This window comes from Shimia sagamensis (assembly GCF_900182745.1).
Classification (GTDB): Bacteria; Pseudomonadota; Alphaproteobacteria; order Rhodobacterales; family Rhodobacteraceae; genus Shimia; species Shimia sagamensis.
Map to the genome: position 1 here is coordinate 45,435 of NZ_FXTY01000002.1, position 26,589 is coordinate 72,023.

The following is a 26,589-nucleotide window of genomic DNA, read 5'->3' on the forward strand; positions in this document are numbered from 1 at the left end:
GTCACAGAATCGGGTGCATCCCCTGCACCTCACGATCCTGCGACAAGGCTCCCAGTAGCAGCGATCAACACGAATTGTCGCTGCTCTGAGGGTTTCACATATGGGGATGCGCGCGCACCGCGGCAAGTCGACGTCACTCTTTGTCGCCGACGTCTATCTTGAAGAATTAACCGGCGAAGCGTCTAAGTGTGGTCTCAATATGAACTGTGCTGACTCTGTAATGTCTTTGGCCTCCGTCCGCCCATAGTGTCCTTTCAAACACTTACAGAGGTGCTGATCTCTTGGATTACAAAACCGAGTCGAGCGCCGAAATCAATTTTTGCACTTCAGACTCGGTGGTGTAATGCACAAAGCTGACCCTCAAAACACCGTGAGTGGCGTCTACATTCATGCCCTCCAGCGCCCGTAGCGCATAAAAGTCACCCCCACCGGCCATCACCCCGTGGGGGGCCAATTGCGCAGCCAGTGTTTCCCCAGGCGTGTTGGTCACCAACGCTACTGTTGGCGCTCGTTTTGCCGCCTCTGTAGGTCCAATCAGCCGCACGGAGTTCTTTGACGTCGCATAATCCAACAAGGGCTGAAGCAGCTTTTCTTCGTGGTCGCGCATCAAATCATGCACTGCCGCGCCCGTCGCCACGGGTGTCTCCCCAAGGAGTCCATGATGCGCCGCCAGAGCCTCGATATAGTCCACCATGCCGGCACTGGCCGCAACTTGTGCGTGGTCCGGTCCGGCTGGCGTGAACCGTTTATACAGACTGTCACCGTTGAAATAATGCCCTTGGTTGGGCAGCATTTCCCCAATATTGCGTCGGACAACCATGATGCCTTGGTGTGGACCGTATGTTTTATAGGCGGAGAACATGTAAATGTCCGCTCCCATCCCACCAACATCCGGCAACCCATGTGGCGCATAGCTCACGCCATCCACACAGACAAAGGCTCCTGCGGCATGTGCCAGCGCAGTGATTTTGGCCACCGGATTGATTTCACCCACCACGTTGGAACAATGGGGAAAACATACCAACCGCACGCGATCGTCGAGCAGCTCCATAAGCTTCTCGGGGTCCAGGTGTCCAGTGTCGGGATCAATTGTCCACTCGCGCACTTCGATGCCTTCGTCGGCCAATCGGCGCCACGGGCCTGAATTGGCCTCGTGATCCTGATTGGTCACAATAATGGCATCACCTGGATCCATCCACTGACGAAACGCTTGCGCCAATACATAGGTGTTTTGCGTGGTTGAGGGGCCGAAAGACACCTCATCGCTGCCCACGCCCAACAAGCCTGCCAACCGGGCTCGCGCCTCATCCATCTCCGCCCCAGCCAGCTCCGAGGCCCGATACGGCGCATACGGTTGCACTTTGCGTTCGCGATAAAATCGGGTCAGCCGGTCAATCACCTGCGCGGAGGTATAGCTGCCGCCTGCATTTTCAAAGAACGCTTGTCCCTCAAGCGATTGTTCTGAGAACGCTGGAAATTGGCTGCGGACAAAATCTACATCAAGCATTGGATACCTCCCCTTAGTTGCCTCGCACAAAACCGCCGTTTTCGGGCAGGGTCAAGTCGGGAAACAACACCAAAACGCGACGTTTACACCATCACAGCGCGGATTTTATCTGCCAGTTCCTTGAGCACAGCAAAGTCCGCCATGGTGCCCGGCGGGCGCAACTTCACGCCATCATGGCGCGGCAACACGTGGTAATGCAGGTGAAAAACTTCCTGTCCGCCAGCTGCTTCGTTGAACTGCTGTACTGTCACGCCGTCAGCGCCAAATGCCTGCATAACCGCATGTCCCATTTTCTGAACCGTCTTCAGACACGCGGTCAGCTGTTCCGGCGTCGCGTCCAGCATATTACGGCATTGCGTCTTGGGAATGATCAGACAATGGCCATCCGCGCGAGGCATGATGTCCATAAATACGTAGGTGTCTTCATCCTCATAGAGCTTCTCGCTCGGGATCTCGCCCCGCAGGATTTTTGCGAAAATATTGTCGGTGTCATACGCCACGGCGGATTAGCTCCTTTAGACATGCAACAGGCGGGCAAGTTGCCTCACCCGCCTGTTTCACCGTGTTTTCGCTCTCTTAAGCGTTCACGTCAACCACAACGCGCCCCTGGACTTGGCCTTGTAGGATGTCTGCTCCCAATTGCGGCAGATCAGAAAGCGTGGCTGGTTTCACCATAGCTTCCAGCTTGTCCATCGGCAGGTCTTTGGCAATCCGCTGCCATGCGCGCAGACGGTTGTCATAGGGTTGCATCACGGAATCGATGCCCAAGAGGTTCACACCACGCAGCAGGAACGGGATCACGGTGGCTGGCAACGCAGCACCTCCAGCCAGACCTACCGCAGCAACGGAACCACCATATTTCATCTGCCCCAGAACACGCGCCAGCATCGCGCCGCCAACCGCATCAACGCACCCTGCCCAGTTTTCGCTTTCCAGCGGGCGTTTGACCGTCTCGTTGAGCTCTTCACGCGCCACAATCTGCGTCGCGCCGAGCGATTTCAGGTAGTCCCCGCTCTCCGGCCGTCCGGTTACACCGGCCACTTCGTAGCCAAGGTTTGCCAGGATTGCGACCGCCACCGAACCCACACCACCAGCAGCACCGGTCACCAGCACAGGCCCGTTGCCGGGCTTCAATCCATGATCTTCCAACGCCATCACTGACAGCATCGACGTAAATCCAGCAGTGCCAACAGCCATTGCCTGCTGCGGTGTCAGGCCCTCAGGCAATGGCACCAGCCAATCGGCCTTTACCCGTGCCTTCTGGCCATATCCGCCCCAATGTGCTTCCCCCACACGCCAGCCAGTCAGCACAACCTTGTCGCCCGGCTTGTACCGGTCATCGTCAGACGCCTCGACCGTGCCGGCAAAATCGATGCCCGGGATATGTGGGTATTTGCGCACAAGCCCGCCGCCTTTGGCGGACAGGCACAATCCGTCTTTGTAGTTCACCGTAGAGTATTCCACCGCCACAGTGACCTCAGCGTTGGGCAGATCGTCCAGCGTCAAATCTTTAATTGACGCGCTTGCCAGACCGTCGTTGTTTTGGTCCATCACCAGTGCTTTGAACATCTCATCTCTCCTCTCGCGCCAGGCTGCCGCCCAGCATTCGCATTCCCAAAATATCCTCGCCGAAGGCTACCGCCCTCAACCGCATTCGCTATTGCCAAAAGGCTTCATAGACCGTGGCAGGCCGCACGCCTTCAGGCGTCACCACATCCAGCTCTGACCCCGATTTCCAATGTGTCATCCGCACCATGCCTATCGCCACATTGGTGTTGAAATCCGGTGACCAGGCTGCGCTACTGATGTTGCCCACATGGTCTTCGCCATCCATAATCGGCCACAGCTGGTCGCAGGGCGGCACTGTGCCGCCGTGAATTTCTACAGGGCGAATCTGCCGTACAGGTCCTTCTTGAGCGACGCGCAAAAGTGCATCCCGACCAACGCAGCCTATGGCCGTGTTCGTATTGCAAAACCGGCCCAGTCCGCACTCGTGAGGCGTGTTGTCGTCAGTCATGTCATTGCCATAGCTCAACAACCCTCCCTCGATGCGCTCGATCAGGTTTGGACAGCCTGCGTGAACATCCAAATCTTTGCCTGCCTCCATCAGCACGTTCCAAAGCGGCATGCCGAGGTCGCCGCCCTCCACATAGATTTCGAACCCGCCTTGCTTGGAGTATCCAGACCGCGCCACAACAAGACTACGTCCCTGAAATTCAAACCAACCAAATCGGAAAAACCGGATATCGCGTACTTGCTCGCCAAACACGCGTACCATCAACTCATCAGATTTCGGGCCCTGCACCGCCAAAGGGCTCACATCAGGTTCATCCACCAACACATCCAGTCGATAGCCGTAGGCAATGCCCTTGACCCACAACAGCAAATCACTGTCAGCGATCGAAATCCACCACCGGTCTTCGGCCAATTTCACCGCAACCGGATCGTTCAACATACCGCCCGTTTCATCGACAATGGGCACGTAGTAACACTGTCCTGGTAACATACCGCGCAGGTCTCGAGGCGTGAGCATCTGCATCAGCTTGCTGGCATCCGGCCCGCGCACCTCAACCTGACGCTCCACGGACACATCCCAGATCTGCACTGCCCTTTTTAGGTGATGGTAGTCCTCTTCGACGGACCGAAACACTGTTGGCAAAAGCATTCGGTTATAAACCGTGTAACCTTTTACGCCTGCGGCTTCGACGCCGGCTGAAAACGGAGTTCGCCGAACCCGCCGCGAGGTAGAAATTACAGCCATGATGTCTCCTCCGGCATCAATACCAAATCCGTATTGTCCGTTTTACGTCCAAACCCGGTCAGCATGGCATGCACCTGCCCGCGATGATGGGTCTGGTGATTGAACAAACCCACGACACATTGCGCCATCGGTTTCCGCATATCTTTGTCCAGCATCTGTGCATGCCAGCTCAGATATCCACTTAAGCTCCCAACTGTAATGCTTTCTGCCCACTGCACAATCCGATGATCCATGCGCTGGCGCTCCTGCGACCAAATCGCAAAGGTTGCGCACAGTTCACTGTGCTCCTTCGCTGGTTTGGACGGCCCATCCCCGCCGTCCAAACGACTCATCCAAAGGAAATCCCCCCAAAGGATGTGGTTGATCGTCGCCATAACCGAGCCAAAGAACGCACCACGATCGGCCCGCAACTCCGCCTCGGTCAAGGTTTCACACGCCCCATGCATCTGCCTGTTCTGCCAGGCATTATACCGCGCCATCATCTGACAATACTCGGGCGTGATCATCGACATGGCCGCTTACCGTGGCCCGTGCCAGTCGATCTGACAAATTTCAGCGGAGCGTCCGTCAAAATCCCACACCCGGCCAAAGGCCCGCACACGACCCTTGGAGGCCGTCGCCACTGTGATGTCCGGCCCCATCCAGTATTTGGTGTTTTTGATCACGATCTCTTCGTCTTTGTCCTTGCCCTCGACTGGATAAACCACACCTTCAATCTTGCGACCCACGGTAATGTGACGGGTTTTGCCGTCCTCGGAGGTTTCATACCCCACCGGCTGACGCTCCACGCCAATGATCTCGCCCACCAAAACCTTGAACAGACCTGTGGTGCCTTTTGCCTTGCCGCTGAAGATATCGATCAGTGCATTATAGGCCTCAGGGCTGGCGCGATCATCAATGAACAGCGCCACTTTCCAGTTGCCGCGGCTCATCATGCCCGGAATTTCGATCAGCAGGCCAATGTTCAGACCGGACAGGTCGACGTCGCCATACTGACCTTCATCAATGCGCACGCCTCCCCATGTCTGACAGTGGCCTTCGGTTGGCGGATGCAGGCCGAGGCTGACCACACAGGGGCAGAACACTGTACAGTTACAGTTGAGGATCAACTCGCCTTTGATGGTCCAAGGAATGGTGCCCAACCCTGATTTTGCCGCCTCCGGGTGGCGATTGTCGATCTTGGCCGGTGCCGCGATGTTGTCCGATGCCATGGTGTGTTCCTCCTTAAGTGTTCGTCACAGGGCATACGCCGCCATAAAGGCCGCACTACACAACAGCACGAGCCCCAGCGGTTTTGTCACCCAACGCCCGATATCGGGCAGTTTCTCAAAAATCATGATCAGCGTGGCCAGCCCCATAAAGGCGATGTTCATCACGCCGCCCACAAAAGCCAAAAGCATCAACGCCCAGCAGCAGCCCAGACAGGTCAGCCCGAGACGCAACCCGTTTCTCCACGGCCCTTCGTCCCAATGCTGCATAAAAAACGTCATCGGCATGCGGCACTTGGACAGGCAGGCCTCTTTCATCGGGGAGAACTGATACAGCCCCGCCACCACCAAAAGAAACGCAGAGAAAAAGCCGGAGCGGCTGTCACCCAAGGCGCCCAGTAGCCCCACTTGAAACAACACCATCTGAAGCGCTGCGGCCAGTATGGAAAACCCGATCCACACCGCGAGGTAGCCGCTGACCAGCGCGGAAAACTTCGCGCCCGGCGCCTGTCGCGCCAGATCATCATAGGTGGCAAAGGCGGGCAAGGCCGTGGGCGCCATCATTGCCGCGCTCATCACAACCCACATCAAAAGCACGCGCGCAAAGCCACTCGCGTCTGGTGTGATGGTGCACAGCGAAACCCAAAAGTCCGCGCCGTAGATCGCATTCAGCTCCCGCATCTCCGCCGGAATGGCCATCAAAAACAGAATGGTCCATGCAGCCAAGATGCCACAAAACAGCGCCAGCCAATGGAACCCCGACATAGAACGAATGCGATCGGCGATCATCGTCGACATTCCTCCTCTTGCCACGACTCACAACTTGCTGTCTAAAATGTCAGACAATTAAACGCGCAGCAAACACTAAATGTCAGACAATTGAAAATAGACCCCAAAAACAAAGCCGACCTTTCGGCGCAAATCGCCAAAGCCATCCGCGATGCGATCATTTCCGGTGACATGAACGTCGACGAACGCCTGCCATCTGAATCGGAGTTGGCAGATCAATTTGAGGTGTCGCGTTCCACAGTACGCGAGGCGCTCAAGCGTTTGGCGGCACAAAACTTGATCCGCACCCAACGCGGCGCAACTGGCGGCGCCTTTGTGCGGCGCCTGTCGTATGACGAGGCCTACGCGCAACATATCACCACCAGCACGCTCTTGCTGTCGATGAATGCGGTGGACTTTGAAACTGCCTGTGAAGCCCGCTTTGCTTTGGAACGCGCCTGTGCACCCTTGTCGTCCGCCCGGCGGACCCCAGATCATCTCGCCACCATGCGGGCTGAAATTCACCGCCAAGCCCAGCCAGGTCTCTCGGACGAGCGCTTCTGTGACAGTGACGTGGCCTTCCACCGTGCATTGGTTGATGGCGCAGGCAATCCGGTGCTGTCTTATCAGCTCGCAGGCGCCGTGGAGGCCATGCAGCCCCTGATGAACATGATCACCTTCACGCAGCGCAACCGCGACGTGATCATCGGCCTGCACACCCGCATTGCTGACGCGCTGGAAATGCAAAACAGCGCCGATGCGGACACTGCCTTGGCGGAGCTAACAGCCTACACGCTCACATTGGGCGAAGAGGCCATGGAGGCCCGCGCACGGCGATAAAAGCCAACAATCGCCTTGCACCTCCTGCGCAATCTGCGTTTTCTCCGCGCAAACCGGCCTTAAGAGCCGTGCAACAGGAGACTCACATGCGCCCCACTGATCATCTGCGCACCCTTGCGGGTGACGACTGGATTGCTGCGACCACGCATCCGTTTTGCACCGAGCTGGCGGAGGGCACCCTGCCGTTAAGCAAAATGCGTTGGTATCTGGCGCAAGATTACCAATTTGTCGGCAACTTCGTGCGTCTGCTCGCAAGCGCCATCGCGCACGCGCCGACATTGGCCGACTCAGTCCCAGCAGCACAGTTCCTCGCTTTGGTCACCGGCCCGGAAAACACCTACTTCCTGCGCTCCTTTGAGGCGCTCGACATGAGTGCGGCAGAGCAAAACGCGCCACCTGCCCCGCCCACCGAAGGGTTCAACGCCCTTATGGCTGAAGCCGCCGCCTCCGGTCGCTATGAATTGATGCTGGCAGTGCTGGTTGTCGCGGAATGGGTCTATCTGAGCTGGGCCACCCCCGTGAACCCACCCAAAGACGACCTGCCGTTCTATTTTGCCGAATGGATCACCCTGCACGCGGGGGACGGCTTTGAAGGCGTGGTTGCGTATCTGCGCGGTCAGCTGGATGCTGTTTGGCCAACTTTAAGGGCAGATGCCCAAGGCGAGGTTGAGGCTCTCTTCTTGCGAGCCGTGAAGTTGGAACGTGATTTCTGGGACGCTTCATACGCAGATCATGCCTAACGAGGATTAACGGTTTTTCGGCGCAACGCGCGGTCTGATAATCTGTTTCGGACCGCCACACACCGCACCGCTGCAAAACAGCCGTGATACAGACGTGTTACCGACGCGCCAAAATTTGATTAACGCCGCTTGCACCTCCCCCGCAACAAGCTTATCTATAGTGTGTTCCTTCGGGGACTATGGACATAAACGCGCTTGCAATAAACGGATCGGACCCGGGGGCGGTACCCGGCGTCTCCACCAAACATCCTTCATTTGGGGATCATGGGGACGAAACAGGATCGACGGACGTCTAAAGAAGTTAGCTTTGTTTCGGCTGTCTGCCACCGTTATCGGCGAAAACTGTACAATTGCAAATGACAATCGTGCTCCGGCAATGGCAGTTGCAGCGTAAGCTGTAAATGTCGCCGAAACTAACTCCTTGGGTTTAGCGACCTAAGGCGGGGTCCGCAGGAACCTGGCAACAGAATCCTGCACTTTCCACTCCCATTTCCTAAATTAACCGAGTCGCGCAGATGTCGCTGAAGGTGTTAATTTTTCTGCGAAAAGTGGTTAATTTGAGACTCGGCATTAATACTTCAGGTCCAAAATTGCTTTATTTGTTAAAAATCCCAATTTCGCCACGATTTGACCTTTTTTTTTAACCTTTCACTTACTCTTTGGACCGTAGCGTCTGCTTTGGGGATACAACTGGAAGGCACTCAAAATGTCTGTAGATAAACAACAAGTAATCGAAGATTGGTTCCGGCGTGTTTGGGTAGAAGCCGATATGGATGCGATTGACGAGATGTTCCGTCAAGACAGTAAGGCTGAAGGTGTATTGCCTGGCTTTGATGTTGGACCGGACGATTTCCGTGAAATGGCAAGCATGTACTTGGCCTTGGTCGAAGATCCAATTGTCTGCGTCGAGAAGGTGATGGTTGACGGGGATTGGGCCGCTGCACTCTGGACCATGAGCATTCTTAATCCGGTCAGTGGTGAACGCATCACAGGTTTTGGTCAGCTTTTTGTCCGTTTCGAAGGATCAATCATGGTTGAAGCCTATAACAACTTTGATTTGGTTGCATTTTTTGAAAAAATGGGCTTCTTGCCGGAGCAGACCATGGCCATGTGTCTGACTGGGCAAAAGGTCGCCTAAACCGCGTAAAACACCTTGCATCCGGGGCGTCGTGCGCTAGCCATTGAGCTATGACGCAGATGCCCACCCTATCCGAATTGCTGCGCGTCTTCGGGCGTATTGGTCTCATGTCTTTTGGCGGACCCGCTGCACAAATTGGATTGATGCACCAAGAGCTTGTCAACCGCACGGGTTGGCTGAAAGAGAAAGAATTTCTCGGCGCCCTCTCCTTTTGTATGCTGTTACCCGGCCCCGAAGCGATGCAACTTGCTACGTTTTGTGGCTGGAAGCTGCGCGGTACACTTGGCGGGGTTCTCGCAGGGGCACTCTTTGTGTTGCCCGGTGCCGCACTCATATTCTGTCTCGTCGCTGGTTATGCCGCTTTTGGCGATCTCCCATTGGTCGCCTCGGCCTTCCTGGGTGTAAAAGCGGCCGTTGTCGCAATAATCGTACAAGCGTTGCTAGGTCTTTCCCGCAAAGTATTGACAACAAGGTCAAATATTCTTGTTTCCCTCCTGAGTTTTATCGCTTTGTACACTGGGTTAATGCCGTTCCCTGCAGTGATCGTTATCGCTGGCGTATTTGGTTTTGTGTGCTCGCCATCACCGGATGAAAGTAAGCCAGACGTCAAACGTGTGCAGAGTGCAAACGCATGGAAGCAAACGTTCAAGTCCACTTTGATCTGGGGGACTCTTTGGCTGGTTCCTGTGTCTTTTGCAGTTTTGGCAGGCGGCTTTCTCAAAGACGTTGCTCTGTTCTTTTCGCAATTGGCTGTCGTCACCTTTGGCGGTGCTTATGCCGTGCTTGCCTATATGGTGCAGGCCGTGGTGCATGACTTTGGCTGGCTCACCACCGATCAAATGATGGACGCCTTGGGGCTTGCTGAAACCACGCCCGGCCCGCTGATTCTTGTGACGCAGTTTGTCGCCACATTGGCGGGGCACATTCAAGGCGGTGCATCGCTTGCAATCACTGCCGGGCTGCTTGCCTTATGGTGCACGTTTATTCCCTGTTTTCTTTGGATTTTCGCAGGCGCCCCTCATGTCTCTCGAATCCTTGCAAACCCACGCCTTAACGCCGCGCTCAATTTGATTTCTGCGGCTGTCCTGGGCGTGATTGCCAACCTCAGCCTGTGGTTCACCATCAACTTGTTGTTTTCGGAAACATCGGCAAGTTCATTTGGCAGCCTCCCAATTCTCCACACCTTTGACGCCATCGCAGGCCTTCTCACGGCGGCGGCACTCCTCGCGATGCTAAGGTTTCGCGCACCCCTACTTGGCGTGTTAGCACTGTCTGCAATGGGTTCGATGGCAATTGGTCTGCTTTAGCCTAACTTTTTGCGCTGGATCATCTTTCGTTTCCCGCGCAATGGTCTATTGTTGAAACAACAGACTATCGGAGCACTTATATGTCCGGGACCATCGACTACGGAAATCTCATGCATCGCGCGATGCGCAGCCTGATTCAGACGGTTTTGACCGATGTTCAAAAGGACGGCTTGCCGGGTGAGCATCATTTCTTCATCACTTTTGATACACAACACCCAGATGTCGAAATCGCGGAATGGCTGGCGGATCGTTACCCCGGTGAAATGACCGTTGTCATGCAGCATTGGTACGACAATCTGACGGTCACGGATGAGGGTTTTGCGGTTACTCTGAATTTTGGGGATGCCCCGGAACCTCTTTATATCCCTTACAATTCGATCAAAACCTTCGTGGACCCTTCGGTGGAATTTGGCCTTCGTTTTGAAACGCAGGACGAAGAGGAAGAAGACGAGGTTCTCGACGAATTGCCGGATGAAATTAATCTCGAAGAGATAGTCGAAGAGCCGCGCAAAGATGCCGAAGTGGTGTCTCTGGACAGCTTTCGTAAGTAACTGGTCGCTACCGTTCGATCGCCACTTGTCTTCTTGCTTGATGTCGGCTCCGGAGGTGTCTGTCTCGTAAGACTTGAGATATTTCAGGGCCATTTGCCGCGCCTTGTTAGCGGTATCCCACGGTATACAGTATTGCACTTTGGCCCACGTGCGCTATGACACTCCTGACATATTTTACCGGAGGTCGTCATGGCAGATACCCGTACAGAAACCGATAGCTTTGGCCCGCTTGAGGTCCCTTCCGACAAGTATTGGGGCGCACAGACCCAGCGCTCGATCATGAACTTCCCGATCGGCTGGGAAAAACAGCCTGTGGCCATCGTGCGCGCCCTTGGCGTGATCAAGCAAGCCTGTGCCATTCAGAACAAAGCCACCGGCAACATGGACGCCAAAATCGCTGACGCAGTGATCGAAGCCGCCTCAGAAGTGGTCGCCGGTAAATTTGACGACAACTTCCCATTGGTTGTGTGGCAGACCGGATCGGGCACCCAGTCCAACATGAACTCCAATGAGGTGATTGCGAACCGCGCGATCGAAATCCTTGGCGGCGTGATTGGCTCCAAGGACCCTGTGCATCCGAACGACCACTGCAACATGGGGCAGTCTTCAAACGACACTTTCCCGACCGCCATGCACATTGGCGCTGCAATGACCGTGCGGGATGTGCTGCTGCCTGGCCTGACCAAACTTGCTGAAGGTTTGGAAGCGAAGTCTGAAGAGTTCAAGGACATCATCAAGATCGGTCGGACCCATACGCAAGACGCCACGCCATTGACCCTTGGGCAAGAATTTGGCGGCTATGCGCACCAGATTCGCCAGGGCATCGCCCGTGTTGAGGCCGCCCTGCCCGGCATTTATGAATTGGCGCAAGGCGGCACTGCCGTCGGCACCGGTCTGAATACCCAACCTGGTTGGGGCGAAGCAGTGGCAGGCCATATGGCAGACATCACCGGCCTGCCCTTCGTAACCGCGCCCAACAAGTTCGAAGCACTTGCGGCACATGACGCGATGGTCTTCATGTCCGGCGCCCTCGCGACTGTAGCTGGCGCCATGTACAAAGTGGCCAACGACATTCGCTTCTTGGGATCTGGTCCGCGCTCCGGCCTTGGCGAGCTTATCTTGCCGGAAAACGAACCAGGCTCGTCAATTATGCCAGGCAAGGTGAACCCAACTCAAGCCGAAGCCATGACCCAGGTCGCGGCGCACGTTATGGGCAACAACGCCGCCATGACATTTGCCGGTTCCCAAGGCCACTTTGAGCTGAACGTCTACAACCCGATGATGTCTTACAACCTGCTGCAGTCCATGCAGCTACTGGGCGACGTCGCAGACAGCTTCACCGAGCGTATGTTGAACGGCATCAAAGCCAATGAGCCGCGCATCGATAAGTTGATGAAAGAAAGCCTGATGCTGGTCACAGCTTTGGCACCCACTATCGGGTACGATAACGCGACCAAAGTGGCCAAGACAGCCCACAAAAACGGCACCACTTTGAAAGAGGAAGCGGTCGCACTTGGTTTTGTGGATGAAGACACGTTTGACGCCGTAGTGCGTCCAGAGCAGATGATTGGTCCAAAGGCGTAATCTCGGCACTTCAACAGGTTGAAAAGGCGGTTCATTGCGGGCCGCCTTTTCTTTTTCGACGGAAAAACCGCATTTTTACATTTGAAATTTGAAGGCATCAACCCTAGGTAAATCCAATGAAAAAGCAACGCATACACCCACTTCACCTGGTTCTTATTCTCTGTCTTGGCGGCCTATCTCTCGCGTCGTCACCAGTTTTCGCCATGGTGATTGAAGAGATTACTGCCTGCGAAAAAGTCGAAGAGCTGTGAGGCAACAGTTTCTGGGCAAAGACCTTCAATAGAGGTAGTCTCGCACTATGACAGTTGTGAACCTCAACAAATTCCGCAAAGCCAAAGGCCGTGCAGACAAGCGGGTCGAAGCTGACAATAACGCCGTTAAATTTGGTCGTACCAAAGCCCAGAAGAAGCTCGAAGCTGCTCAAGCGGACAAGGCGCGTCAAGAGCTCGACGGAAAAGAGCGCGAATGAGTCGCCCAATCAAACGCTCTCTGACCTTGCGGGGACATCGAACAAGCGTGTCCTTGGAAGATGATTTCTGGCGGGCTTTTCGAGATATTGCTAACGAAAAATCGTTGCCAATCAATGCACTTGCAGCCGAAATTGATGCGGAAAGAGACCTGGAGGCGGGCCTTGCTACAGCTATCCGCCTTTATGTTTTAGCCCACTACCGTGACCAAGCTTGTGGGGTGGCGGATGACCGCTCTGGTCAACGCCTTTAAGCTGCTTCGCTGACCACAAGACGAATCCGCTCAATCATCGCACGCAACCCATTGGATCGTTGCGATGACAGATGTTCATTTAATCCAAGCCGTTCCAGCTCTGCACGGGCATCCACTGACATAACTTCAGCAAGGCTCAACCCATTGTAAAGTTTTCGCAAAACCGCGATCAACCCGCTCACAATCATTGCGTCACTCGCGCCATCAAAGCGGAACACTCCGCCTTCGATTGTGGGGTGCAACCACACTTGGCTGGCGCAGCCGTCCACTTTGGTGGCCGGAACGCACAATGCCTCATCAAGTGCCGGCATGTCCTTGCCTTGTTCAATCACATAGCGATACCGATCTTCCCAATCTTCGATGAACTCAAAGTCTTCAACGATGTCTTCAAAGGCTTGGGCGGCCATGGGGGAGCACTCCTGTGACTTGAAACTGCGGTATCTCACTTATGGTGCGCGATCACAAAGGTCCACCCCTCGCACCACATCCGCATCTGGTGCTTTTCAAGGGGATACGAATAGGTTAACTCATGGACCAAAGAATGAGGCCTATCGATGCGCACCCCTGTCTTACTATTGTTGACAACGACACTCGCTTTGTCGGCCTGCCAATCGCGATGGAATCCATCAAACTGGTGGGGCAAGGATCGTGAAAGTCAGGTGCAAACCGAAACAAACGCATTGATTCCGGAGAAAACGGAAGATGGCCGGTCGTTCTTTCAAAGCCAGGAAACCGCTGAATACAGAGGGCTCCCGATCGACAAAGTGACGTCGGTGGAAGTGCACAAAGTGACCGAAGGCCGCTTGATAATGGCTGTGGGCGTGTCTTCCGTGCACGGGACATCGGATATCCGATTGATTGTGCCAAAGGAAAACGCTTTTGAGGGTGGCGTCTTGACGTTGGATTTGATGGGACGCCCTCCTATTGAACCTGTCATCGGCGGCTCTGACCAATCCCGGGAAGTCACCACAGCCGTGGTCTTGACCGAACAGGAAATGGCTGGTGTGCGCACGATCCGCGTAAAAGCGTTAACCAACAGCATTGACCGTCGCGCCCGCTGAGCGGCCTAAGCAATGATCGGCATTGATGAGGTTAAAGGCGGATTTGGTAGGCCCGGCAGGACTTGAACCCGCAACCAAAGCGTTATGAGCGCTCTGCTCTAACCAATTGAGCTACAGGCCCGCCATGTGCTTGGTTATGAAATGCCGCCAGCGCCGTCAAGCGGTCAGTTTACCTGCCACCACTTTGAATTCAGCTTGCCGGCGCAGATCCACCAATTTGTCGACGAAAGCGTTGATCACCAAGTCAATTTTTGACCCGGCTACGGTTTTTGTTGGCGAGACCGCAAAGACATCTTTGCTGGGCGCTTCATAACCTGGCAACACCACTTCATAGATCCCTTCATCCAATTCTTTCTGGATCAACATGCGCGCCGCACGGGTGTACCCCATGCCGGTACTCACGGCTTTGAGGATGATTTCTGGGTCATCCGCTGTAAAACCCACCCGAATAGGTGCCTGATAGGACAGCCCGTCTTTTTGCACGTCAAAGAACCCTGCGGTCTTGTCTTCGTGGTGCTGAATAAATTTCAACCGCTTCATGTCGTCCGGAGTTTGCGGGCGTCCCTGCTTGTCCAGATACTCGGGGGTCGCAAAAAACACGGTCTCTAATGAGGCAATCTTGCGACCGTATCCCGAGGTGTCCCCGAGGCGGCCTGCGCGAATGGCCAAATCAAACCCTTCCCGCACAACATCCACCAGTCGATCCTCCATTCGCAGAACAATATCAAGGTCTGGATGCGCCTTGCCCATCTCAATAAGTACCGGGCCAAACACCACACGGCCAAGAAAATTACCTGTGTTGATGCGAACCGTGCCAGACATGTCCGTGTCCAGCACCTCAAGTTCTGCAAGCATCAACTCATAACGTTCCAGAATCTTCTGGGCATGTTCCTGTACTAGTACCCCTGCCCGGGTGGCGGACACGCCTTGTGGTGAGCGATGTAAAAGCTGCCGGCCAATGTGTGTCTCCAGCTGCCTGATTTGTTGACTGACGGCCGATTGAGAAATGCCGCGCTGCTGCCCTGCGCCCGAGAGGCTTCCCTCATTGAGGGCGCTTACAAAGGTCTCCATCAACCCAAGCCTGTCCATGATATAAGCTCTCCTTATGCCCCGTATCATCACCACATCGGTACAATCCGAAAAATATCAAGCCTAGATAGCCATTACCAGCAAGTGCTGGAAACAAAATGCTTCAGGGATATTGGAGACCCTTATGTCGATGAACCGCAGAAACTTCCTTTTTGCCGCCGCCGCCACCCCCGCTTTGGCCACTGCCCCGAAGCCGGTATTGGCCTCATCCCCGGCCAAAAATTCCTTTCAGGGCACGTACCGGTTTACAGTGGGTGACGCGACAGTGACCGCGCTTTTGGATGGTTACCTTGATGCGGCACCGCAAATGATCCCGGGCTTTGACGAAGCTACAATTCTCCCAGCTTTGGAGAAAGCCCAACAAAAGCTTTATCCCGGCGGCGTGCGCATCCCCGTCAATGCCTTCCTTGTGGAGCACAACGGTCAACGCATTTTGATCGATGCAGGCACTTCGTCATTCTTGGGGGATACACTGGGTGACTTGAACAAGGCACTCGCCGCCATCAACGTATCAGCTGACACGATTGATGTGATTGCCCTCACACATATTCACCCGGACCATTCCGGCGGCTTGATTGACGCAAACGGACAAGCTGTATTTGCAAATGCTCAGATTGCTGTAGGTCAAACCGAATATAGTTTTTGGCATGACGACGGGATCATGGCGAGTGTTCCAGAGAGCTCCCGCGGCTTCTTCCAAATCGCCCGCAACACTGTCGCGCCTTATGCGGATCGCATGATTATGCACAGCGGTGAGCAGGATGTTCTTCCCGGTCTGACCAGCCTCCCTCTGCCCGGCCACACACCGGGTCATGCTGGATATCTTTTGCAATCTGCACAAGAGCAGCTCCTGTTCTGGGGCGACCTTGTGCACATGACCGCGTTGCAGTTCGACAATCCAAACTTGACCATCGCCTTTGACACCGATGCCAAACAAACAGTTGCAACACGTCTTGGCATGTTTGATCGGGCAGTTGCCGACAACCTGCTTGTCACCGGCGCGCACCTTGATTTCCCGGGGCTTGGTAAAGTGCGCAAAGCAGCTGACGGTTACGCCTACCAGCCGGCACCCTGGCAATACGGCGCCTAAAATCACAGATGCACCGCCTGATGACGCAGGCGGTGCATTCCCCGGTTCCCTTTGGGCAATTGATGCAGTAAGGACCTCGCCAAGCATCGGATTGTAAGGACATACCCCATGAGCGACGGCAAAAACGGCATCACCTACGCAGATGCAGGTGTGGACATTGACGCAGGCAACGCACTGGTGGAGCGCATCAAGCCCGCCGCCAAACGCACAAAACGCTCCGGCGTGATGGCAGGTCTGGGCGGCTTTGGCGCTCTGTTTGACCTCAAGGATGCGGGCTACACCGATCCAATCCTCGTCGGCGCGACCGACGGCGTGGGGACCAAGCTGCGCATTGCCATCGATACCGGCAATGTTGACGGCGTCGGCATCGATCTTGTTGCCATGTGCGTGAACGACCTGGTCTGCCAAGGTGCAGAGCCGCTGTTTTTCCTCGACTACTTTGCCACCGGCAAACTGGAAACAGAAACCGCCGCACGCATCATCGAAGGCATCGCGGAAGGCTGTGTTCAGTCTGGCTGTGCTCTGATCGGTGGCGAGACCGCTGAAATGCCCGGCATGTATGAAGCGGGTGATTTTGACCTCGCAGGCTTCTCAGTTGGCGCTATGGAGCGCGGAGCCGACCTGCCCGCAGGCGTAAAAGCTGGCGACGTGCTGCTTGGTCTTGCCTCCAACGGTGTGCACTCCAACGGCTACAGCCTTGTGCGCAAGCTGGTCGAAGTCTCCGGCCTCAACTGGGACGACACCTGCCCATGGGATGACAGCCAAACTCTAGGCGCCGCCCTGCTCGCTCCAACACGTCTCTATGTGAAGCAATGTCTCGCTGCCGTACGTGCCGAAGGCGTGCACGCGCTCGCCCATATCACTGGCGGCGGTCTCACCGAAAACCTGCCGCGCGTATTGCCTGAGGGCCTGTCTGGCGCCATTGATCTGAACAGCTGGGATCTGCCTCCAGTGTTCCAATGGCTGGCCAAAACCGGCCACATGGATGAAGCAGAACTGCTCAAAACCTTCAACTGCGGCGTCGGTATGATCCTGTCTGTTGAAGCGAACCAAGCTGAGGCCCTTACTGCTTTACTGCAAGAGCAAGGTGAAACTGTGTACCAACTGGGCTCTGTTGCTAATGGTGAGGGTGTCTCCTACACAGGCTCTCTCCTGTGAAAAAACGGGTTGCGATCTTCATTTCGGGCGGCGGGTCCAACATGGTCCGCCTGCTCGAAGACATGGCACTGCCCGGACATGCGGCCGAACCGGTATTGGTGCTGGCCAACAGTGCTGATGCGGCTGGCTTGGCCAAAGCTGAAGCCATGGGCGTCAAAGCCGTTTCCGTGGATCACCGCCCTTTCAAAGGTGATCGCCCTGCATTTGAGGCTGCCTTGCAGGCAGAACTGGATCAGGTTCAACCCGATATTCTCTGCCTCGCTGGTTTTATGCGTGTTCTGACTGAAGGCTTTGTGGCCCCGTGGGAAGGTCGGATGCTCAACATTCACCCGTCTCTGCTGCCAAAATACAAGGGCCTGCACACTCACGCGCGCGCACTCGAAGCCGGTGACAAAGAGCATGGCTGCACGGTTCACCTCGTGACACCGGCGTTGGACGATGGTCCAATCCTTGGCCAAGCCCGTATCGCAGTTGAACCTGGCGACACGCCAGACAGCCTTGCGTCACGCGTCTTGGTGCAAGAACACAAGCTCTACCCAGCTGTTTTGCGCCAATTTGCGGTAGGAAATACAACACCCGTCACTCTTTAAGGGTTGGTGAATTGCTTTCTCCTAAGATTGTGCTTAGTGCTGTTATCCACAGCTCCATAGAACTCACCAAGAAGACACGCTGCATATGAAAACCCTCACGACGACCGAAGAGCTCGCGCAATTTTGTGAAATGGCGCGCAAAGAGCCTTATGTGACCATCGACACGGAATTCCTGCGCGAGCGTACCTACTACTCCAAGCTCTGTTTGGTTCAGATGGCTATGCCAGGCGACAGCGACGATAATGCGGTTCTTGTGGACCCTTTGGTGGATGGCCTGTCGCTGGAGCCAATGTACGAGCTGTTCCGCGACACGAGTGTTGTCAAAGTATTTCATGCTGCGCGTCAGGATTTGGAAATCTTCTTTGTTGAGGCTGGCGTTTTCCCGGATCCGTTGTTTGACACGCAAGTTGCCGCCATGGTCTGTGGCTTTGGCGAACAGGCGGGTTACGAGACTTTGGTGCGCAAAATAGCCAAGCAAAGTCTTGATAAAAGCTCCCGTTTCACAGATTGGTCTCGTCGCCCGTTGACCGATGCCCAGAAGACCTACGCCATCGGCGACGTGACGCACCTGCGTAAAATCTATGAGTTCTTGTCTGCCAAACTGGCCGAGACCAAACGGGCCCACTGGGTGGAAGAAGAGCTGCAAATGCTCACTCGCCCGGAAACTTACATCATTGATCCAGAGAACGCCTGGAAGCGCGTGAAAACCCGCACCACATCCCCGAAGTTTCTCGCCATCGTTCGCGAATTGGCCAGGTTCCGTGAAAACCATGCGCAAAGCCGCAACATCCCACGCAACCGCGTGTTCAAGGACGACGCATTGGTGGAACTGGCGTCTACCAAACCAGCCAACATGAATGACCTCAGCCGTTCCCGCTTGCTGCTGCGTGAAGCTCGCAAAGGCGAGATTGCAGACGGTATTCTGGCTGCGATCAAGGCTGGCAAAGAGTGCCCTCAGGATAACATGCCGCGCCTGCCCAAACGGGATGATAAACTGCAAGTCAATCCGGCTCTTGCCGACCTTCTTCGGGTACTGTTGAAAGCCAAAACAGAAAGCTCCAGTGTGGCGCCCAAGTTGATCGCCTCCTCCGCAGATCTGGATACGCTTGCCTCTGGAGGTCGCGATGTTCAGGCCCTGCACGGTTGGCGTCACGAAGTGTTCGGTCAAGATGCGCTGCGGCTGTGCGAAGGCAAAGTTGCGCTTGCGGCCAAAGGCAACAATATCAAAATTGTTTCGCTCTAACCACGGTGCATAATCTCTCCTAATGAAAGCAGACGTCTCGAGACGCTTGCTTGAGTGAGGTTTGTCTGAAATCATTCTCCTGTTTCGGTTTACATGACAGGTGATGATTATTAACTCAGTTTTCCTTTCAGAAGTCGCCTCCGAACTTGGACAGTGGTTCAACACCTCCAATCGGATTGAATTTGCCGCGGCTGTGCTCCTGGCGCTTATTGTGCTCACGTTTCGCAAACCCTTGGCGACATTCCTGCTTAAACGTCTTTCCCGCCTTATGGCGAGACTGGACGTTACCTTGTCGGATGCGGTGCGCGAACAGTTCACAAGTGCCACAATTATTCTTCTGGCCGTTTTGTCGATCTACATAGGTTTGGAAGCCACCTCTCTGCCGCAATTGATTGACCAATTGGTACGTCAACTCTGTGCATCGGTTGCGATTATTGCTGTATTTGCGACCTGGCACAGCCTGTGCGGGACGTTTGTGGCCTTGTTACAGGGACAGAGCATTGCCGGCGTTCAAACTGATAGACGCTGGATGGAACGGGTCGCCGAATTTGCGGTAATCCTTGTCGGGATTGCAGCGTTGTTGAAGGTCTGGGAGGTTGATGTGAGTGGTGCCTTGACCGGAGTTGGCGTGCTTGGGGCAGCCATCGCCATCGCGGCGCAAGACTTGGTTCGAAATCTTGTTGCAGGTATGAACAACATCAGCGAAAAACGCTTTTCCGTTGGCGATGCCATTGAAATCGAGGGCGTTCTAAAAGGAACAGTTGAGCAAATTGACTTGCGGTCAACCACCATTCGCGGATTTGACCAAATTCCACGATATGTGCCGAATTCGGAGCTCTCAAATGCGGTGGTCAAAAACTACGGACAAGTCAAAAACAGGCTCATTTTTCTGTCCGTGAACTTGGTTCTCTCTGCAAGCCAAGCCCAAATTCTTCAGGTTCGCGATGGGTTGCGGGATCATTTGAATGAAAGCGGCGATTTTGATGTAAGCGAGGACGCGCCCGTTTATGTTGCCGTTGAAGGTGTGTCCGATCACTCTGTTGATATTCAATTCTACGCTCGCACCAACGCGCCGGACTATGGTGGTTGGTTAGAGGCTAAAGAACGCCTGACATTACGCCTACTGCAATTGGTTGAAACAGCAGGAACGGAGTTGGCCTATCCAACACAGACAATTGTCAGCACGTCAAAGACGTCGGTGACGAGCAACTAACCGGCCTCGTTTAGGTCTTCATGGCTTTCACAATTGCTTTTGCGATACTGGCCGCCACACCTGGCGCAATACCGCCCAGTGGATTGGCCGCCATTGACTTCACTGCGTCAACCGCGGACTTCGCCTCATCCGCTGCTTGACGCACTTCTGCTTCCAAATCCTCAATCGCCATATCACGCACTTCGGAGACGGCGTTTATGTCTTCCTCGATGCTGGACTTTGAGGAGGCCAGTAACACAAACAGGCCCGCCAAAAGAAAGTTCACAACCCCCACAATCAGCGCTGCCGCAGCGGCGGTCATGACTTCTTGCAGGGCAAAAAACGCAGCTACGTTCAGCATCACCAATCCAACTGCGGAAACCACCAACGCCATTGCCATTAAGCCAGTTTGGCGCCGCAAAACCGCCAGATGACGCTGCGCAATCAAACGTTCGGAACGCAGAATAATTGAAATGTTTCTTGAAATTCGGTTGCTCATAATCGTGGTCCTATTTCATCCGGCCAATGAGGTAGCCAACGGTCAATGCACCAAGTGCAAACAACAGCGGTTGCTTGTGTGGTAACTCTTCAAGATCCGCCAGGATTTCTTTGATATCGTTCTCAAAACTTGTACTGTCTTCACCTTCTGCATCAAGTGCCTGGCGCGCGGTTGTGATCTCCTCCACGGGACTTTCCGATTTCACGTCTGCATCGCGCCTCGCCAACTCTGCACGCAACTGTGCAAGCTCAGCTTCCAATTCCGCTTTGGTTGCCATCAGTCTGCCTTTCCTTGCAAGAACACATCGTCGTTTCCCTTCAATTTGGAAGTTTCTTCATAAACCTCCTGCCCCTTAGAGGGATCTCCATCAATATACCCATCCCCAGACATCAGCACGGCCAACGGTCTTGTTGCGGGGATATGACTCAGCACAATCATGATACACACGGTCAACGGAACGCTCATCAATGCGCCTGGAATACCCCAAACCGCGGTCCAGAAGGTCAAGGAAAGGATGACAAGAAAGGGGGATAGGTTTAAGGAGCGTCCGGTCATTTTGGGCTCCAAAACATTGCCAATCGTAAACTGCACAGAGCCACAGCCAAGCACCACCACCAAAATCGGCAATGTGCTATCAAACTGAACCAGTGCAACGATGGTTGGCAACACCACGCCAAGAATAGATCCAATGGTGGGGATGAAGTTCAGCATAAATGCCAAAACCGCCCAGGTCTCAGCAAAGTCCAAACCAACAGGCTTCATAAAAATGTAGCACCCGACAGCGGTGAGAATGCTGACAAATGTCTTGATGCTGACGTACCTCTGCAGGCTGTTGGACATGCTGTCCGCGATAGCCAGCACTTTCTCATGTGTGTGCGCATCCGGAATGGCGAGCGCCAATTTTTGCCGCATTGGGGCGCGTTCCCCCATCAAAAACGCAACATACAAGATCACCAAAAACAGGGCACTCAAGAAGCCGCTCGCAGAGGACAAGGCGCCAGAGGCAAGGTTCGACAGGTTCATCTCCGCGACACCGGCCTTTGCCGCAGAAAATGCTTCGTCCCCAATCAATGACGCAAACTGGCTGACAATATGGGCGAACCGCGCCTCATATCGCGGGAAGGCTTCACTTACAGCGCCAGCTTGGCTGGTCAGGATAGACAAGATGATCGCAACGCCAATGACCACGGAACCAAACGCCAAAACATGCGCGATCCAATCAGGCGTTCTCATGCCAAACAGCGTTGCCCCTTTGAACCGATCGATAATCGCCGATATGAGCACAAACAGCAAAACTGCCAAAGACAACGGCACAAGTACCGAGGCACCAAACTTCAAACCCGCAACACCAAAAAATAGACACAAAACCACTTGCGTTACGAGCGTCATGCCGCGACCAACCAGTTTTTCGTCACTTCTATTCATACCCACGACCCTCACTTAAAACGTGTATTTACCGAACCAGAATAACCTTTCGTGATCTTCTTGAGCACATTCCACAAAATCATTCTCAAATTCGCTGGACTAAAATTAAGCGTCAAACGCCACCTCGTTTGACAACGCAATCTACATCCAATTCCACCGCGCAATCCCTCAAACACCGTCAGAAAAGCCAGTACCTTCGCTGTAACTGTCGCAGGTCCATCGGAGCAATCAACTGAATTTTGAAGGTTTTTTCGGAACCACCACAAAAAAAGTGATGCCGATGACCGATTGCAAACCTAGGCATCTTTGCCTCAAGTCTTAACTGAACCACACAAAATCGCCCCATTTCCGGCATCACCTCCGCAATGTGATACGTAAAATCATCTCTACACCCGCTGGCCGTCTCCACATTTGGGAAAGGGAGTTGTGCTGGCATGACATAAAAGGAGGCACACCATGTCACAGTCCACAAAAGACCTGCCACGCCAACCGGAAAAACAGTCGAAACCGGCGCCAACCAACCCGCCTATCTTCAGTGATTGGGCAATGATCTAATTCCGCTGACGACTGCGGGAAAATGCTGCGGGCACCGCTTGCCACCGCTTTGATGTGCGGTCTAATGTGCCGCCATGTCAGAGCCAATTTCCAGCATTCGCAACTTGGGGCCCGCCTATGAAGAGGCCTGCGGTCGCGCCGGTATCCATACTGCGGAAGAAGTCCGTATGCTGGGCGCCGATGAGACTTATGCCCGTCTGCTCAAGACCGGCACCAAACCTCATTTTATTGGCTACTATGTTCTGGTGATGGGCCTTCAGGGCCGACCGTGGAACGATTGCAAAGGCAAAGAAAAAGACGCGCTGCGCAAACGATTTGACGCGCTTAAAGCCAGCTCACATGACAAAGGCCGCTCCGATCTCGAAGCCGCGCTGAACATGATCGGCGTGATCGAAAAGCGCAAAGCCTGAACCCCGCGCAAAGAAAAACGCGAGAGGTTTCCCTCCCGCGTCTCAATGTCATCTTCCGTGAAACGGTTGGGCTTAACCCACCAGTTCCAGACCGGAGAAGAAGTATGCGATTTCTACCGCTGCGGTTTCAGGAGCGTCGGAACCGTGTACAGAGTTTTCGCCAACAGATTCTGCAAACTCGGCGCGGATGGTGCCGGCTGCTGCGTCTGCTGGATTGGTTGCGCCCATAACTTCGCGGTTTTTCGCGATGGCGCCTTCACCTTCCAGAACCTGCGCAACAATTGGCTCAGACGCCATGAATTCGCACAGTTCGTCGTAGAACGGACGCTCAGCGTGCACAGCGTAGAACACGCCAGCTTGCGCTTTGGTCAGGTGAATACGCTTCTGTGCAACAACGCGCAGGCCAGCTTCTTCAAACTTGGCGTTGATCGCGCCAGTCAGGTTGCGGCGTGTGGCATCAGGCTTGATGATCGAGAAAGTGCGTTCCAGAGCCATGTCTGTATCTCCATAAAGTGAGGGCCAGACACCTCGTCCGGCCGAAATTCGAATTGGCGCTGCGATACCACGCGTTGGCGCACTTGAAAAGCGGTGATTGACGCCGCTGCAATAGTGCGCCAAACCCGCCCCATGCTAAAGATTTCAGACATCTCCTATTCCGTTGAAGGCCGCCCTCTGTTTGAAGAGGCCTCCGCCACCATTCCCACCGGCCACAAAGTGGGTCTGATTGGACGCAACGGGGCTGGTAAAACCACCCTGTTCCGCCTGATCCGCGGAGAATTGTCGCTTGAAGGGGGCAGCATCACCCTGCCCAATCGCGCCCGCATTGGTGGTGTCGCGCAGGAGGTGCCCTCAAACGAGGTCTCTCTGATCAACACGGTTCTGGCCGCCGACACAGAGCGCGCCTCCTTGTTGGCAGAATCCGAGACAGCCACGGATTCCAACCGGATTGCCGAAATTCAAACCCGGCTGACTGACATCGACGCATGGAGCGCCGAAGCGCGCGCCGCCTCGATCCTCAAAGGTCTGGGCTTTGATCACGAGGACCAACTACAACCCTGCTCCGCCTACTCCGGCGGCTGGCGCATGCGTGTGGCTTTGGCGGCCGTGTTGTTCTCGCAGCCCGACTACCTGCTGCTTGATGAACCTACCAACTACCTGGACCTCGAAGGTGCGCTGTGGCTGGAGAACTATCTGGTCAAGTATCCGCACACAGTGCTGATCATTTCCCACGATCGCGAGCTTCTGAACCGGTCGGTGGGCGCGATCCTGCATTTGGATGAACGCAAACTCGCCTACTACACAGGCACCTATGATCAGTTTGCCAAACAACGTGCTGAACAACGTGCGGTTCAGGCCGCAGCAGCCAAGAAACAACAGGCCCACCGAGAGCACTTGCAAGCCTTTGTAGACCGCTTCAAAGCCAAAGCCTCTAAAGCAAAACAGGCGCAAAGCCGCGTGAAAATGCTGGAGAAGATGACCCCGATCACGGCGCCCGAAGATGCGGCACGTGTGGTGTTCACTTTCCCCAAGCCGGAAGAACTCTCCCCGCCAATCATTGCCATCGAAGGTGGCTCTACTGGCTATGACGACACTGTGGTTCTCAAAAACCTGAACCTGCGCATCGATCAAGACGACCGTATCGCGCTTTTGGGCAAAAACGGTCAGGGTAAATCTACTTTGGCCAAACTGTTGTCCAGTCGGCTTGAGCCGATGGGCGGCAAATTCACCACCTCAACCAAGCTGCGTATTGGGTTCTTTGCCCAACACCAAGTTGATGAGCTTTATGTTGATGAAACGCCAATCCAACACTTGATGCGCGAGCGTCCCGCTGAAGGTCAGGCCCGCCTACGTGCCCGTCTCGCAGGCTTTGGCCTTGGCGCCGCACAGGCCGAAACCGAAGTTGGCCGCCTGTCTGGTGGGCAGAAAGCGCGTTTGTCGTTGTTGCTTGCCACGCTGGATGCGCCACATCTGTTGATCCTCGATGAACCGACCAACCACCTCGACATCGAAAGCCGCGAGGCATTGGTTGAGGCGCTGACAGCCTACACCGGCGCGGTCATCTTGGTCAGCCACGACATGCATCTGTTGACCCTGGTTGCAGACCGTCTGTGGCTGGTGAAAGACGGCACCGTCAAGCCATATGAGGAAGACCTTCAGGCTTACCGCAAGCTGTTGTTGACCTCTGACAAACCTGCTGGATCCAAATCGAAGTCCAAGCCAAAACCGGCCGCCAAAAAAGCCAGCCGCGACGACATCCAAGCGTTGCGCTCTGAGGCGAGAAAATCCGAGCAGCGGGTTGTGAAGATCAACGAGATGGCTGACAAATTGGCCAAGAAGCTCGCAGACCCAACTCTCTATGAAGATGAAAAGCTTGGGGAAATGGCCGTTTGGCAAAAGAAGTATGCCGAAGTGCGTGATGCACAGGACCGCGCCGAAGAACTTTGGATGAAGGCGTTGGAAAAACTGGAAAAAGCCGAAGGCTAAGCGTAGCGTTTGATCCAACACTGACGGGAGCACCCACGCACATGGACAGCGCCGCCTTCATCACGGCTTTTGTAACGCTCTTTGTGATCATCGATCCCATTGGGCTATTTCCGATCTTCATCTCGCTAACCCACGGCGTTCCTGCCAGCGCACGGCGTAAAATAGCGATCCGCGCGTGCGTGACCTCTTTTGTGATCCTATCGATCTTTGGGTTCCTTGGTGAAGCTGTTCTCGGTGGCATTGGCATCTCTATGCCAGCCTTCCGCATTGCAGGCGGCATACTGCTTTTCGTAACGGCGTTTGACATGCTGTTTGAGCGCCGCACCAAGCGCCGTGAGGATCAGGCGGAAGAGGCCGAAGAAGACTATCCCGACCCCTCTATTTTCCCGCTGTCCATTCCTTTGCTTGCAGGCCCCGGTGCCATCACCTCGGTGATCCTCTTGGCTGGCCAGGATTCCGGTGTACAAGCCACTTTGGCTGTGTTGGGCGTTGCAGCTTTGGTGCTCGCAATTGTGTTCTGCCTGTTCTTGACCTCCGGGTTTTTCGAACGCCTGCTTGGCCGCACTGGAATTACGGTGATCACACGCCTCCTTGGCATGTTGCTGGCCGCGCTATCGGTTCAGTTTATTCTGGATGGTCTCAAGGACTTTGGATTCGCAGGCTAAACAC

Annotated in this window: 30 protein-coding genes, 1 tRNA gene and 1 other RNA gene; 18 read left to right on the forward strand and 14 right to left on the reverse strand. The window is 54.7% G+C overall.

Translation table 11 applies throughout. The features are described from left to right. Nucleotides 1–286: 286 nt before the first annotated feature. From QOL67_RS04715 to QOL67_RS04745, 7 genes are all read right to left on the reverse strand, one after another. Nucleotides 287–1,507 (reverse strand): aminotransferase class V-fold PLP-dependent enzyme, encoded by a 1,221-nt coding sequence (locus QOL67_RS04715; protein ID WP_283424819.1) that lies wholly within the window; start codon nucleotides 1,505–1,507, stop codon nucleotides 287–289. Between the two features lie 83 nt (nucleotides 1,508–1,590). After that, entirely contained in the window at nucleotides 1,591–2,007 is a 417-nt protein-coding gene (locus QOL67_RS04720) for an HIT family protein (RefSeq protein WP_283424820.1), read from the reverse strand. Between the two features lie 76 nt (nucleotides 2,008–2,083). Next, nucleotides 2,084–3,076, reverse strand: a complete 993-nt coding sequence (gene acuI, locus QOL67_RS04725; RefSeq protein ID WP_283424821.1) for an acryloyl-CoA reductase — start codon at nucleotides 3,074–3,076, stop codon at nucleotides 2,084–2,086. Nucleotides 3,077–3,164: 88 nt separating this feature from the next. Beyond that, a complete protein-coding gene (locus QOL67_RS04730; RefSeq protein ID WP_283424822.1) occupies nucleotides 3,165–4,268 on the reverse strand; it encodes a dimethylsulfoniopropionate demethylase in 1,104 nt (367 codons plus the stop codon). Then, nucleotides 4,259–4,780 carry a DinB family protein gene (locus tag QOL67_RS04735; RefSeq protein ID WP_283424823.1) on the reverse strand — a complete coding sequence of 174 codons (522 nt, stop codon included), beginning with the start codon at nucleotides 4,778–4,780 and terminating at the stop codon, nucleotides 4,259–4,261. Before QOL67_RS04735 ends, QOL67_RS04730 begins: the two co-directional genes overlap by 10 nt. Nucleotides 4,781–4,786: 6 nt before the next feature. Continuing rightward, nucleotides 4,787–5,479, reverse strand: coding sequence for a DUF1326 domain-containing protein (locus QOL67_RS04740; protein ID WP_283424824.1), 693 nt, complete (start codon nucleotides 5,477–5,479; stop codon nucleotides 4,787–4,789). A 24-nt stretch (nucleotides 5,480–5,503) separates the two neighbouring features. Further along, nucleotides 5,504–6,274, reverse strand: a complete 771-nt coding sequence (locus tag QOL67_RS04745) for a DUF2182 domain-containing protein (protein ID WP_283424825.1) — start codon at nucleotides 6,272–6,274, stop codon at nucleotides 5,504–5,506. Between the two features lie 81 nt (nucleotides 6,275–6,355). On the opposite strand from QOL67_RS04745, the gene QOL67_RS04750 reads away from it, so the two are divergent. From QOL67_RS04750 to QOL67_RS04790, 9 genes are all read left to right on the forward strand, one after another. Beyond that, a complete protein-coding gene (locus tag QOL67_RS04750; protein WP_283424826.1) occupies nucleotides 6,356–7,084 on the forward strand; it encodes a FadR/GntR family transcriptional regulator in 729 nt (242 codons plus the stop codon). A gap of 86 nt (nucleotides 7,085–7,170) precedes the next feature. Further along, nucleotides 7,171–7,824, forward strand: a complete 654-nt coding sequence (locus QOL67_RS04755; protein ID WP_283424827.1) for a TenA family protein — start codon at nucleotides 7,171–7,173, stop codon at nucleotides 7,822–7,824. A gap of 125 nt (nucleotides 7,825–7,949) precedes the next feature. Then, nucleotides 7,950–8,302, forward strand: a transfer-messenger RNA (tmRNA) gene (ssrA, locus tag QOL67_RS04760). A gap of 228 nt (nucleotides 8,303–8,530) precedes the next feature. Beyond that, the gene (locus QOL67_RS04765; RefSeq protein WP_283424828.1) at nucleotides 8,531–8,962 is read left to right on the forward strand and encodes an ester cyclase; all 432 of its coding nucleotides are present in this window, start codon (nucleotides 8,531–8,533) and stop codon (nucleotides 8,960–8,962) included. Between the two features lie 59 nt (nucleotides 8,963–9,021). Next, nucleotides 9,022–10,269: a chromate efflux transporter gene (gene chrA, locus QOL67_RS04770; RefSeq protein WP_283424829.1), complete on the forward strand. Its 1,248-nt coding sequence runs from the start codon at nucleotides 9,022–9,024 to the stop codon at nucleotides 10,267–10,269. A gap of 80 nt (nucleotides 10,270–10,349) precedes the next feature. After that, nucleotides 10,350–10,820, forward strand: a complete 471-nt coding sequence (locus tag QOL67_RS04775; RefSeq protein ID WP_283424830.1) for an SspB family protein — start codon at nucleotides 10,350–10,352, stop codon at nucleotides 10,818–10,820. 189 nt (nucleotides 10,821–11,009) lie between these two features. Next, nucleotides 11,010–12,404: a class II fumarate hydratase gene (gene fumC / locus QOL67_RS04780; protein ID WP_283424831.1), complete on the forward strand. Its 1,395-nt coding sequence runs from the start codon at nucleotides 11,010–11,012 to the stop codon at nucleotides 12,402–12,404. 298 nt (nucleotides 12,405–12,702) lie between these two features. Next, nucleotides 12,703–12,873, forward strand: a complete 171-nt coding sequence (locus tag QOL67_RS04785) for a DUF4169 family protein (protein ID WP_283424832.1) — start codon at nucleotides 12,703–12,705, stop codon at nucleotides 12,871–12,873. Beyond that, entirely contained in the window at nucleotides 12,870–13,124 is a 255-nt protein-coding gene (locus QOL67_RS04790) for a ribbon-helix-helix domain-containing protein (RefSeq protein ID WP_283424833.1), read from the forward strand. Before QOL67_RS04785 ends, QOL67_RS04790 begins: the two co-directional genes overlap by 4 nt. On the opposite strand, the gene QOL67_RS04795 is transcribed toward QOL67_RS04790, so the two are convergent. Beyond that, entirely contained in the window at nucleotides 13,121–13,531 is a 411-nt protein-coding gene (locus tag QOL67_RS04795; protein ID WP_283424834.1) for a SufE family protein, read from the reverse strand. The genes QOL67_RS04790 and QOL67_RS04795 overlap by 4 nt on opposite strands. A gap of 147 nt (nucleotides 13,532–13,678) precedes the next feature. Between QOL67_RS04795 and QOL67_RS04800 the strand changes: the two genes are divergently transcribed. Then, a complete protein-coding gene (locus QOL67_RS04800; protein WP_283424835.1) occupies nucleotides 13,679–14,185 on the forward strand; it encodes a hypothetical protein in 507 nt (168 codons plus the stop codon). Nucleotides 14,186–14,229: 44 nt separating this feature from the next. Here QOL67_RS04800 and QOL67_RS04805 read toward each other — a convergent pair. Then, nucleotides 14,230–14,306: transfer RNA gene (locus QOL67_RS04805), tRNA-Ile, on the reverse strand. Between the two features lie 35 nt (nucleotides 14,307–14,341). After that, nucleotides 14,342–15,274, reverse strand: a complete 933-nt coding sequence (locus tag QOL67_RS04810) for a LysR family transcriptional regulator (protein ID WP_283424836.1) — start codon at nucleotides 15,272–15,274, stop codon at nucleotides 14,342–14,344. 124 nt (nucleotides 15,275–15,398) lie between these two features. Between QOL67_RS04810 and QOL67_RS04815 the strand changes: the two genes are divergently transcribed. The 5 genes from QOL67_RS04815 (at nucleotide 15,399) to QOL67_RS04835 (ending at nucleotide 20,568) form a co-directional block, all read left to right on the forward strand. Further along, nucleotides 15,399–16,364: an MBL fold metallo-hydrolase gene (locus QOL67_RS04815; RefSeq protein WP_283424837.1), complete on the forward strand. Its 966-nt coding sequence runs from the start codon at nucleotides 15,399–15,401 to the stop codon at nucleotides 16,362–16,364. 108 nt (nucleotides 16,365–16,472) lie between these two features. Beyond that, the gene (gene purM, locus QOL67_RS04820) at nucleotides 16,473–17,522 is read left to right on the forward strand and encodes a phosphoribosylformylglycinamidine cyclo-ligase (protein WP_283424838.1); all 1,050 of its coding nucleotides are present in this window, start codon (nucleotides 16,473–16,475) and stop codon (nucleotides 17,520–17,522) included. Further along, on the forward strand, nucleotides 17,519–18,112 hold the full coding sequence (purN, locus tag QOL67_RS04825) for a phosphoribosylglycinamide formyltransferase (protein ID WP_283424839.1): 594 nt from the start codon (nucleotides 17,519–17,521) through the stop codon (nucleotides 18,110–18,112). The genes purM and purN overlap by 4 nt, the downstream gene beginning before the upstream one ends. Nucleotides 18,113–18,197: 85 nt before the next feature. Then, nucleotides 18,198–19,355, forward strand: coding sequence for a ribonuclease D (gene rnd / locus QOL67_RS04830; RefSeq protein ID WP_283424840.1), 1,158 nt, complete (start codon nucleotides 18,198–18,200; stop codon nucleotides 19,353–19,355). A 103-nt stretch (nucleotides 19,356–19,458) separates the two neighbouring features. Further along, nucleotides 19,459–20,568 carry a mechanosensitive ion channel family protein gene (locus tag QOL67_RS04835; RefSeq protein WP_283424841.1) on the forward strand — a complete coding sequence of 370 codons (1,110 nt, stop codon included), beginning with the start codon at nucleotides 19,459–19,461 and terminating at the stop codon, nucleotides 20,566–20,568. 10 nt (nucleotides 20,569–20,578) lie between these two features. Here QOL67_RS04835 and QOL67_RS04840 read toward each other — a convergent pair whose 3' ends face one another. The 3 genes from QOL67_RS04840 to QOL67_RS04850 are packed head-to-tail and all read right to left on the reverse strand — an operon-like array spanning nucleotide 20,579 to nucleotide 22,471. Next, the gene (locus QOL67_RS04840; protein ID WP_283424842.1) at nucleotides 20,579–21,046 is read right to left on the reverse strand and encodes a phage holin family protein; all 468 of its coding nucleotides are present in this window, start codon (nucleotides 21,044–21,046) and stop codon (nucleotides 20,579–20,581) included. A 10-nt stretch (nucleotides 21,047–21,056) separates the two neighbouring features. Beyond that, a complete protein-coding gene (locus QOL67_RS04845) occupies nucleotides 21,057–21,323 on the reverse strand; it encodes a hypothetical protein (RefSeq protein WP_283424843.1) in 267 nt (88 codons plus the stop codon). Then, nucleotides 21,323–22,471 carry an AI-2E family transporter gene (locus tag QOL67_RS04850; RefSeq protein WP_283424844.1) on the reverse strand — a complete coding sequence of 383 codons (1,149 nt, stop codon included), beginning with the start codon at nucleotides 22,469–22,471 and terminating at the stop codon, nucleotides 21,323–21,325. The genes QOL67_RS04845 and QOL67_RS04850 overlap by 1 nt, the downstream gene beginning before the upstream one ends. Before the next feature lie 629 nt (nucleotides 22,472–23,100). Here QOL67_RS04850 and QOL67_RS04855 point away from each other — a divergent pair. Continuing rightward, complete coding sequence (locus QOL67_RS04855; protein ID WP_283424845.1) at nucleotides 23,101–23,436, forward strand: TfoX/Sxy family DNA transformation protein; 336 nt, start codon at nucleotides 23,101–23,103, stop codon at nucleotides 23,434–23,436. A 72-nt stretch (nucleotides 23,437–23,508) separates the two neighbouring features. On the opposite strand, the gene ndk is transcribed toward QOL67_RS04855, so the two are convergent. Beyond that, nucleotides 23,509–23,931, reverse strand: a complete 423-nt coding sequence (ndk, locus tag QOL67_RS04860; RefSeq protein WP_164642524.1) for a nucleoside-diphosphate kinase — start codon at nucleotides 23,929–23,931, stop codon at nucleotides 23,509–23,511. Between the two features lie 132 nt (nucleotides 23,932–24,063). Between ndk and QOL67_RS04865 the strand changes: the two genes are divergently transcribed. Both QOL67_RS04865 and QOL67_RS04870 read left to right on the forward strand, forming a co-directional pair. Next, complete coding sequence (locus QOL67_RS04865) at nucleotides 24,064–25,920, forward strand: ABC-F family ATP-binding cassette domain-containing protein (RefSeq protein ID WP_283424846.1); 1,857 nt, start codon at nucleotides 24,064–24,066, stop codon at nucleotides 25,918–25,920. Nucleotides 25,921–25,961: 41 nt separating this feature from the next. Continuing rightward, complete coding sequence (locus QOL67_RS04870; protein WP_283424847.1) at nucleotides 25,962–26,585, forward strand: MarC family protein; 624 nt, start codon at nucleotides 25,962–25,964, stop codon at nucleotides 26,583–26,585. Nucleotides 26,586–26,589 lie beyond the last annotated feature (4 nt).

Excerpts from the sequence above, each read along its gene's own strand:
- QOL67_RS04715 (WP_283424819.1), bottom strand. The coding sequence starts at position 1,507 with ATGCTTGATGTAGATTTTGTCCGCAGCCAATTTCCAGCGTTCTCAGAA.
- acuI (WP_283424821.1), bottom strand. The coding sequence starts at position 3,076 with ATGTTCAAAGCACTGGTGATGGACCAAAACAACGACGGTCTGGCAAGC.
- QOL67_RS04730 (WP_283424822.1), bottom strand. The coding sequence starts at position 4,268 with ATGGCTGTAATTTCTACCTCGCGGCGGGTTCGGCGAACTCCGTTTTCA.
- QOL67_RS04735 (WP_283424823.1), bottom strand. The coding sequence starts at position 4,780 with ATGTCGATGATCACGCCCGAGTATTGTCAGATGATGGCGCGGTATAAT.
- QOL67_RS04740 (WP_283424824.1), bottom strand. The coding sequence starts at position 5,479 with ATGGCATCGGACAACATCGCGGCACCGGCCAAGATCGACAATCGCCAC.
- QOL67_RS04745 (WP_283424825.1), bottom strand. The coding sequence starts at position 6,274 with ATGTCGACGATGATCGCCGATCGCATTCGTTCTATGTCGGGGTTCCAT.
- QOL67_RS04755 (WP_283424827.1), top strand. The coding sequence starts at position 7,171 with ATGCGCCCCACTGATCATCTGCGCACCCTTGCGGGTGACGACTGGATT.
- QOL67_RS04765 (WP_283424828.1), top strand. The coding sequence starts at position 8,531 with ATGTCTGTAGATAAACAACAAGTAATCGAAGATTGGTTCCGGCGTGTT.
- chrA (WP_283424829.1), top strand. The coding sequence starts at position 9,022 with ATGCCCACCCTATCCGAATTGCTGCGCGTCTTCGGGCGTATTGGTCTC.
- QOL67_RS04775 (WP_283424830.1), top strand. The coding sequence starts at position 10,350 with ATGTCCGGGACCATCGACTACGGAAATCTCATGCATCGCGCGATGCGC.
- fumC (WP_283424831.1), top strand. The coding sequence starts at position 11,010 with ATGGCAGATACCCGTACAGAAACCGATAGCTTTGGCCCGCTTGAGGTC.
- QOL67_RS04785 (WP_283424832.1), top strand. The coding sequence starts at position 12,703 with ATGACAGTTGTGAACCTCAACAAATTCCGCAAAGCCAAAGGCCGTGCA.
- QOL67_RS04790 (WP_283424833.1), top strand. The coding sequence starts at position 12,870 with ATGAGTCGCCCAATCAAACGCTCTCTGACCTTGCGGGGACATCGAACA.
- QOL67_RS04795 (WP_283424834.1), bottom strand. The coding sequence starts at position 13,531 with ATGGCCGCCCAAGCCTTTGAAGACATCGTTGAAGACTTTGAGTTCATC.
- QOL67_RS04800 (WP_283424835.1), top strand. The coding sequence starts at position 13,679 with ATGCGCACCCCTGTCTTACTATTGTTGACAACGACACTCGCTTTGTCG.
- QOL67_RS04810 (WP_283424836.1), bottom strand. The coding sequence starts at position 15,274 with ATGGACAGGCTTGGGTTGATGGAGACCTTTGTAAGCGCCCTCAATGAG.
- QOL67_RS04815 (WP_283424837.1), top strand. The coding sequence starts at position 15,399 with ATGTCGATGAACCGCAGAAACTTCCTTTTTGCCGCCGCCGCCACCCCC.
- purM (WP_283424838.1), top strand. The coding sequence starts at position 16,473 with ATGAGCGACGGCAAAAACGGCATCACCTACGCAGATGCAGGTGTGGAC.
- rnd (WP_283424840.1), top strand. The coding sequence starts at position 18,198 with ATGAAAACCCTCACGACGACCGAAGAGCTCGCGCAATTTTGTGAAATG.
- QOL67_RS04835 (WP_283424841.1), top strand. The coding sequence starts at position 19,459 with ATGATTATTAACTCAGTTTTCCTTTCAGAAGTCGCCTCCGAACTTGGA.
- QOL67_RS04840 (WP_283424842.1), bottom strand. The coding sequence starts at position 21,046 with ATGAGCAACCGAATTTCAAGAAACATTTCAATTATTCTGCGTTCCGAA.
- QOL67_RS04845 (WP_283424843.1), bottom strand. The coding sequence starts at position 21,323 with ATGGCAACCAAAGCGGAATTGGAAGCTGAGCTTGCACAGTTGCGTGCA.
- QOL67_RS04850 (WP_283424844.1), bottom strand. The coding sequence starts at position 22,471 with ATGAATAGAAGTGACGAAAAACTGGTTGGTCGCGGCATGACGCTCGTA.
- QOL67_RS04855 (WP_283424845.1), top strand. The coding sequence starts at position 23,101 with ATGTCAGAGCCAATTTCCAGCATTCGCAACTTGGGGCCCGCCTATGAA.
- ndk (WP_164642524.1), bottom strand. The coding sequence starts at position 23,931 with ATGGCTCTGGAACGCACTTTCTCGATCATCAAGCCTGATGCCACACGC.
- QOL67_RS04865 (WP_283424846.1), top strand. The coding sequence starts at position 24,064 with ATGCTAAAGATTTCAGACATCTCCTATTCCGTTGAAGGCCGCCCTCTG.
- QOL67_RS04870 (WP_283424847.1), top strand. The coding sequence starts at position 25,962 with ATGGACAGCGCCGCCTTCATCACGGCTTTTGTAACGCTCTTTGTGATC.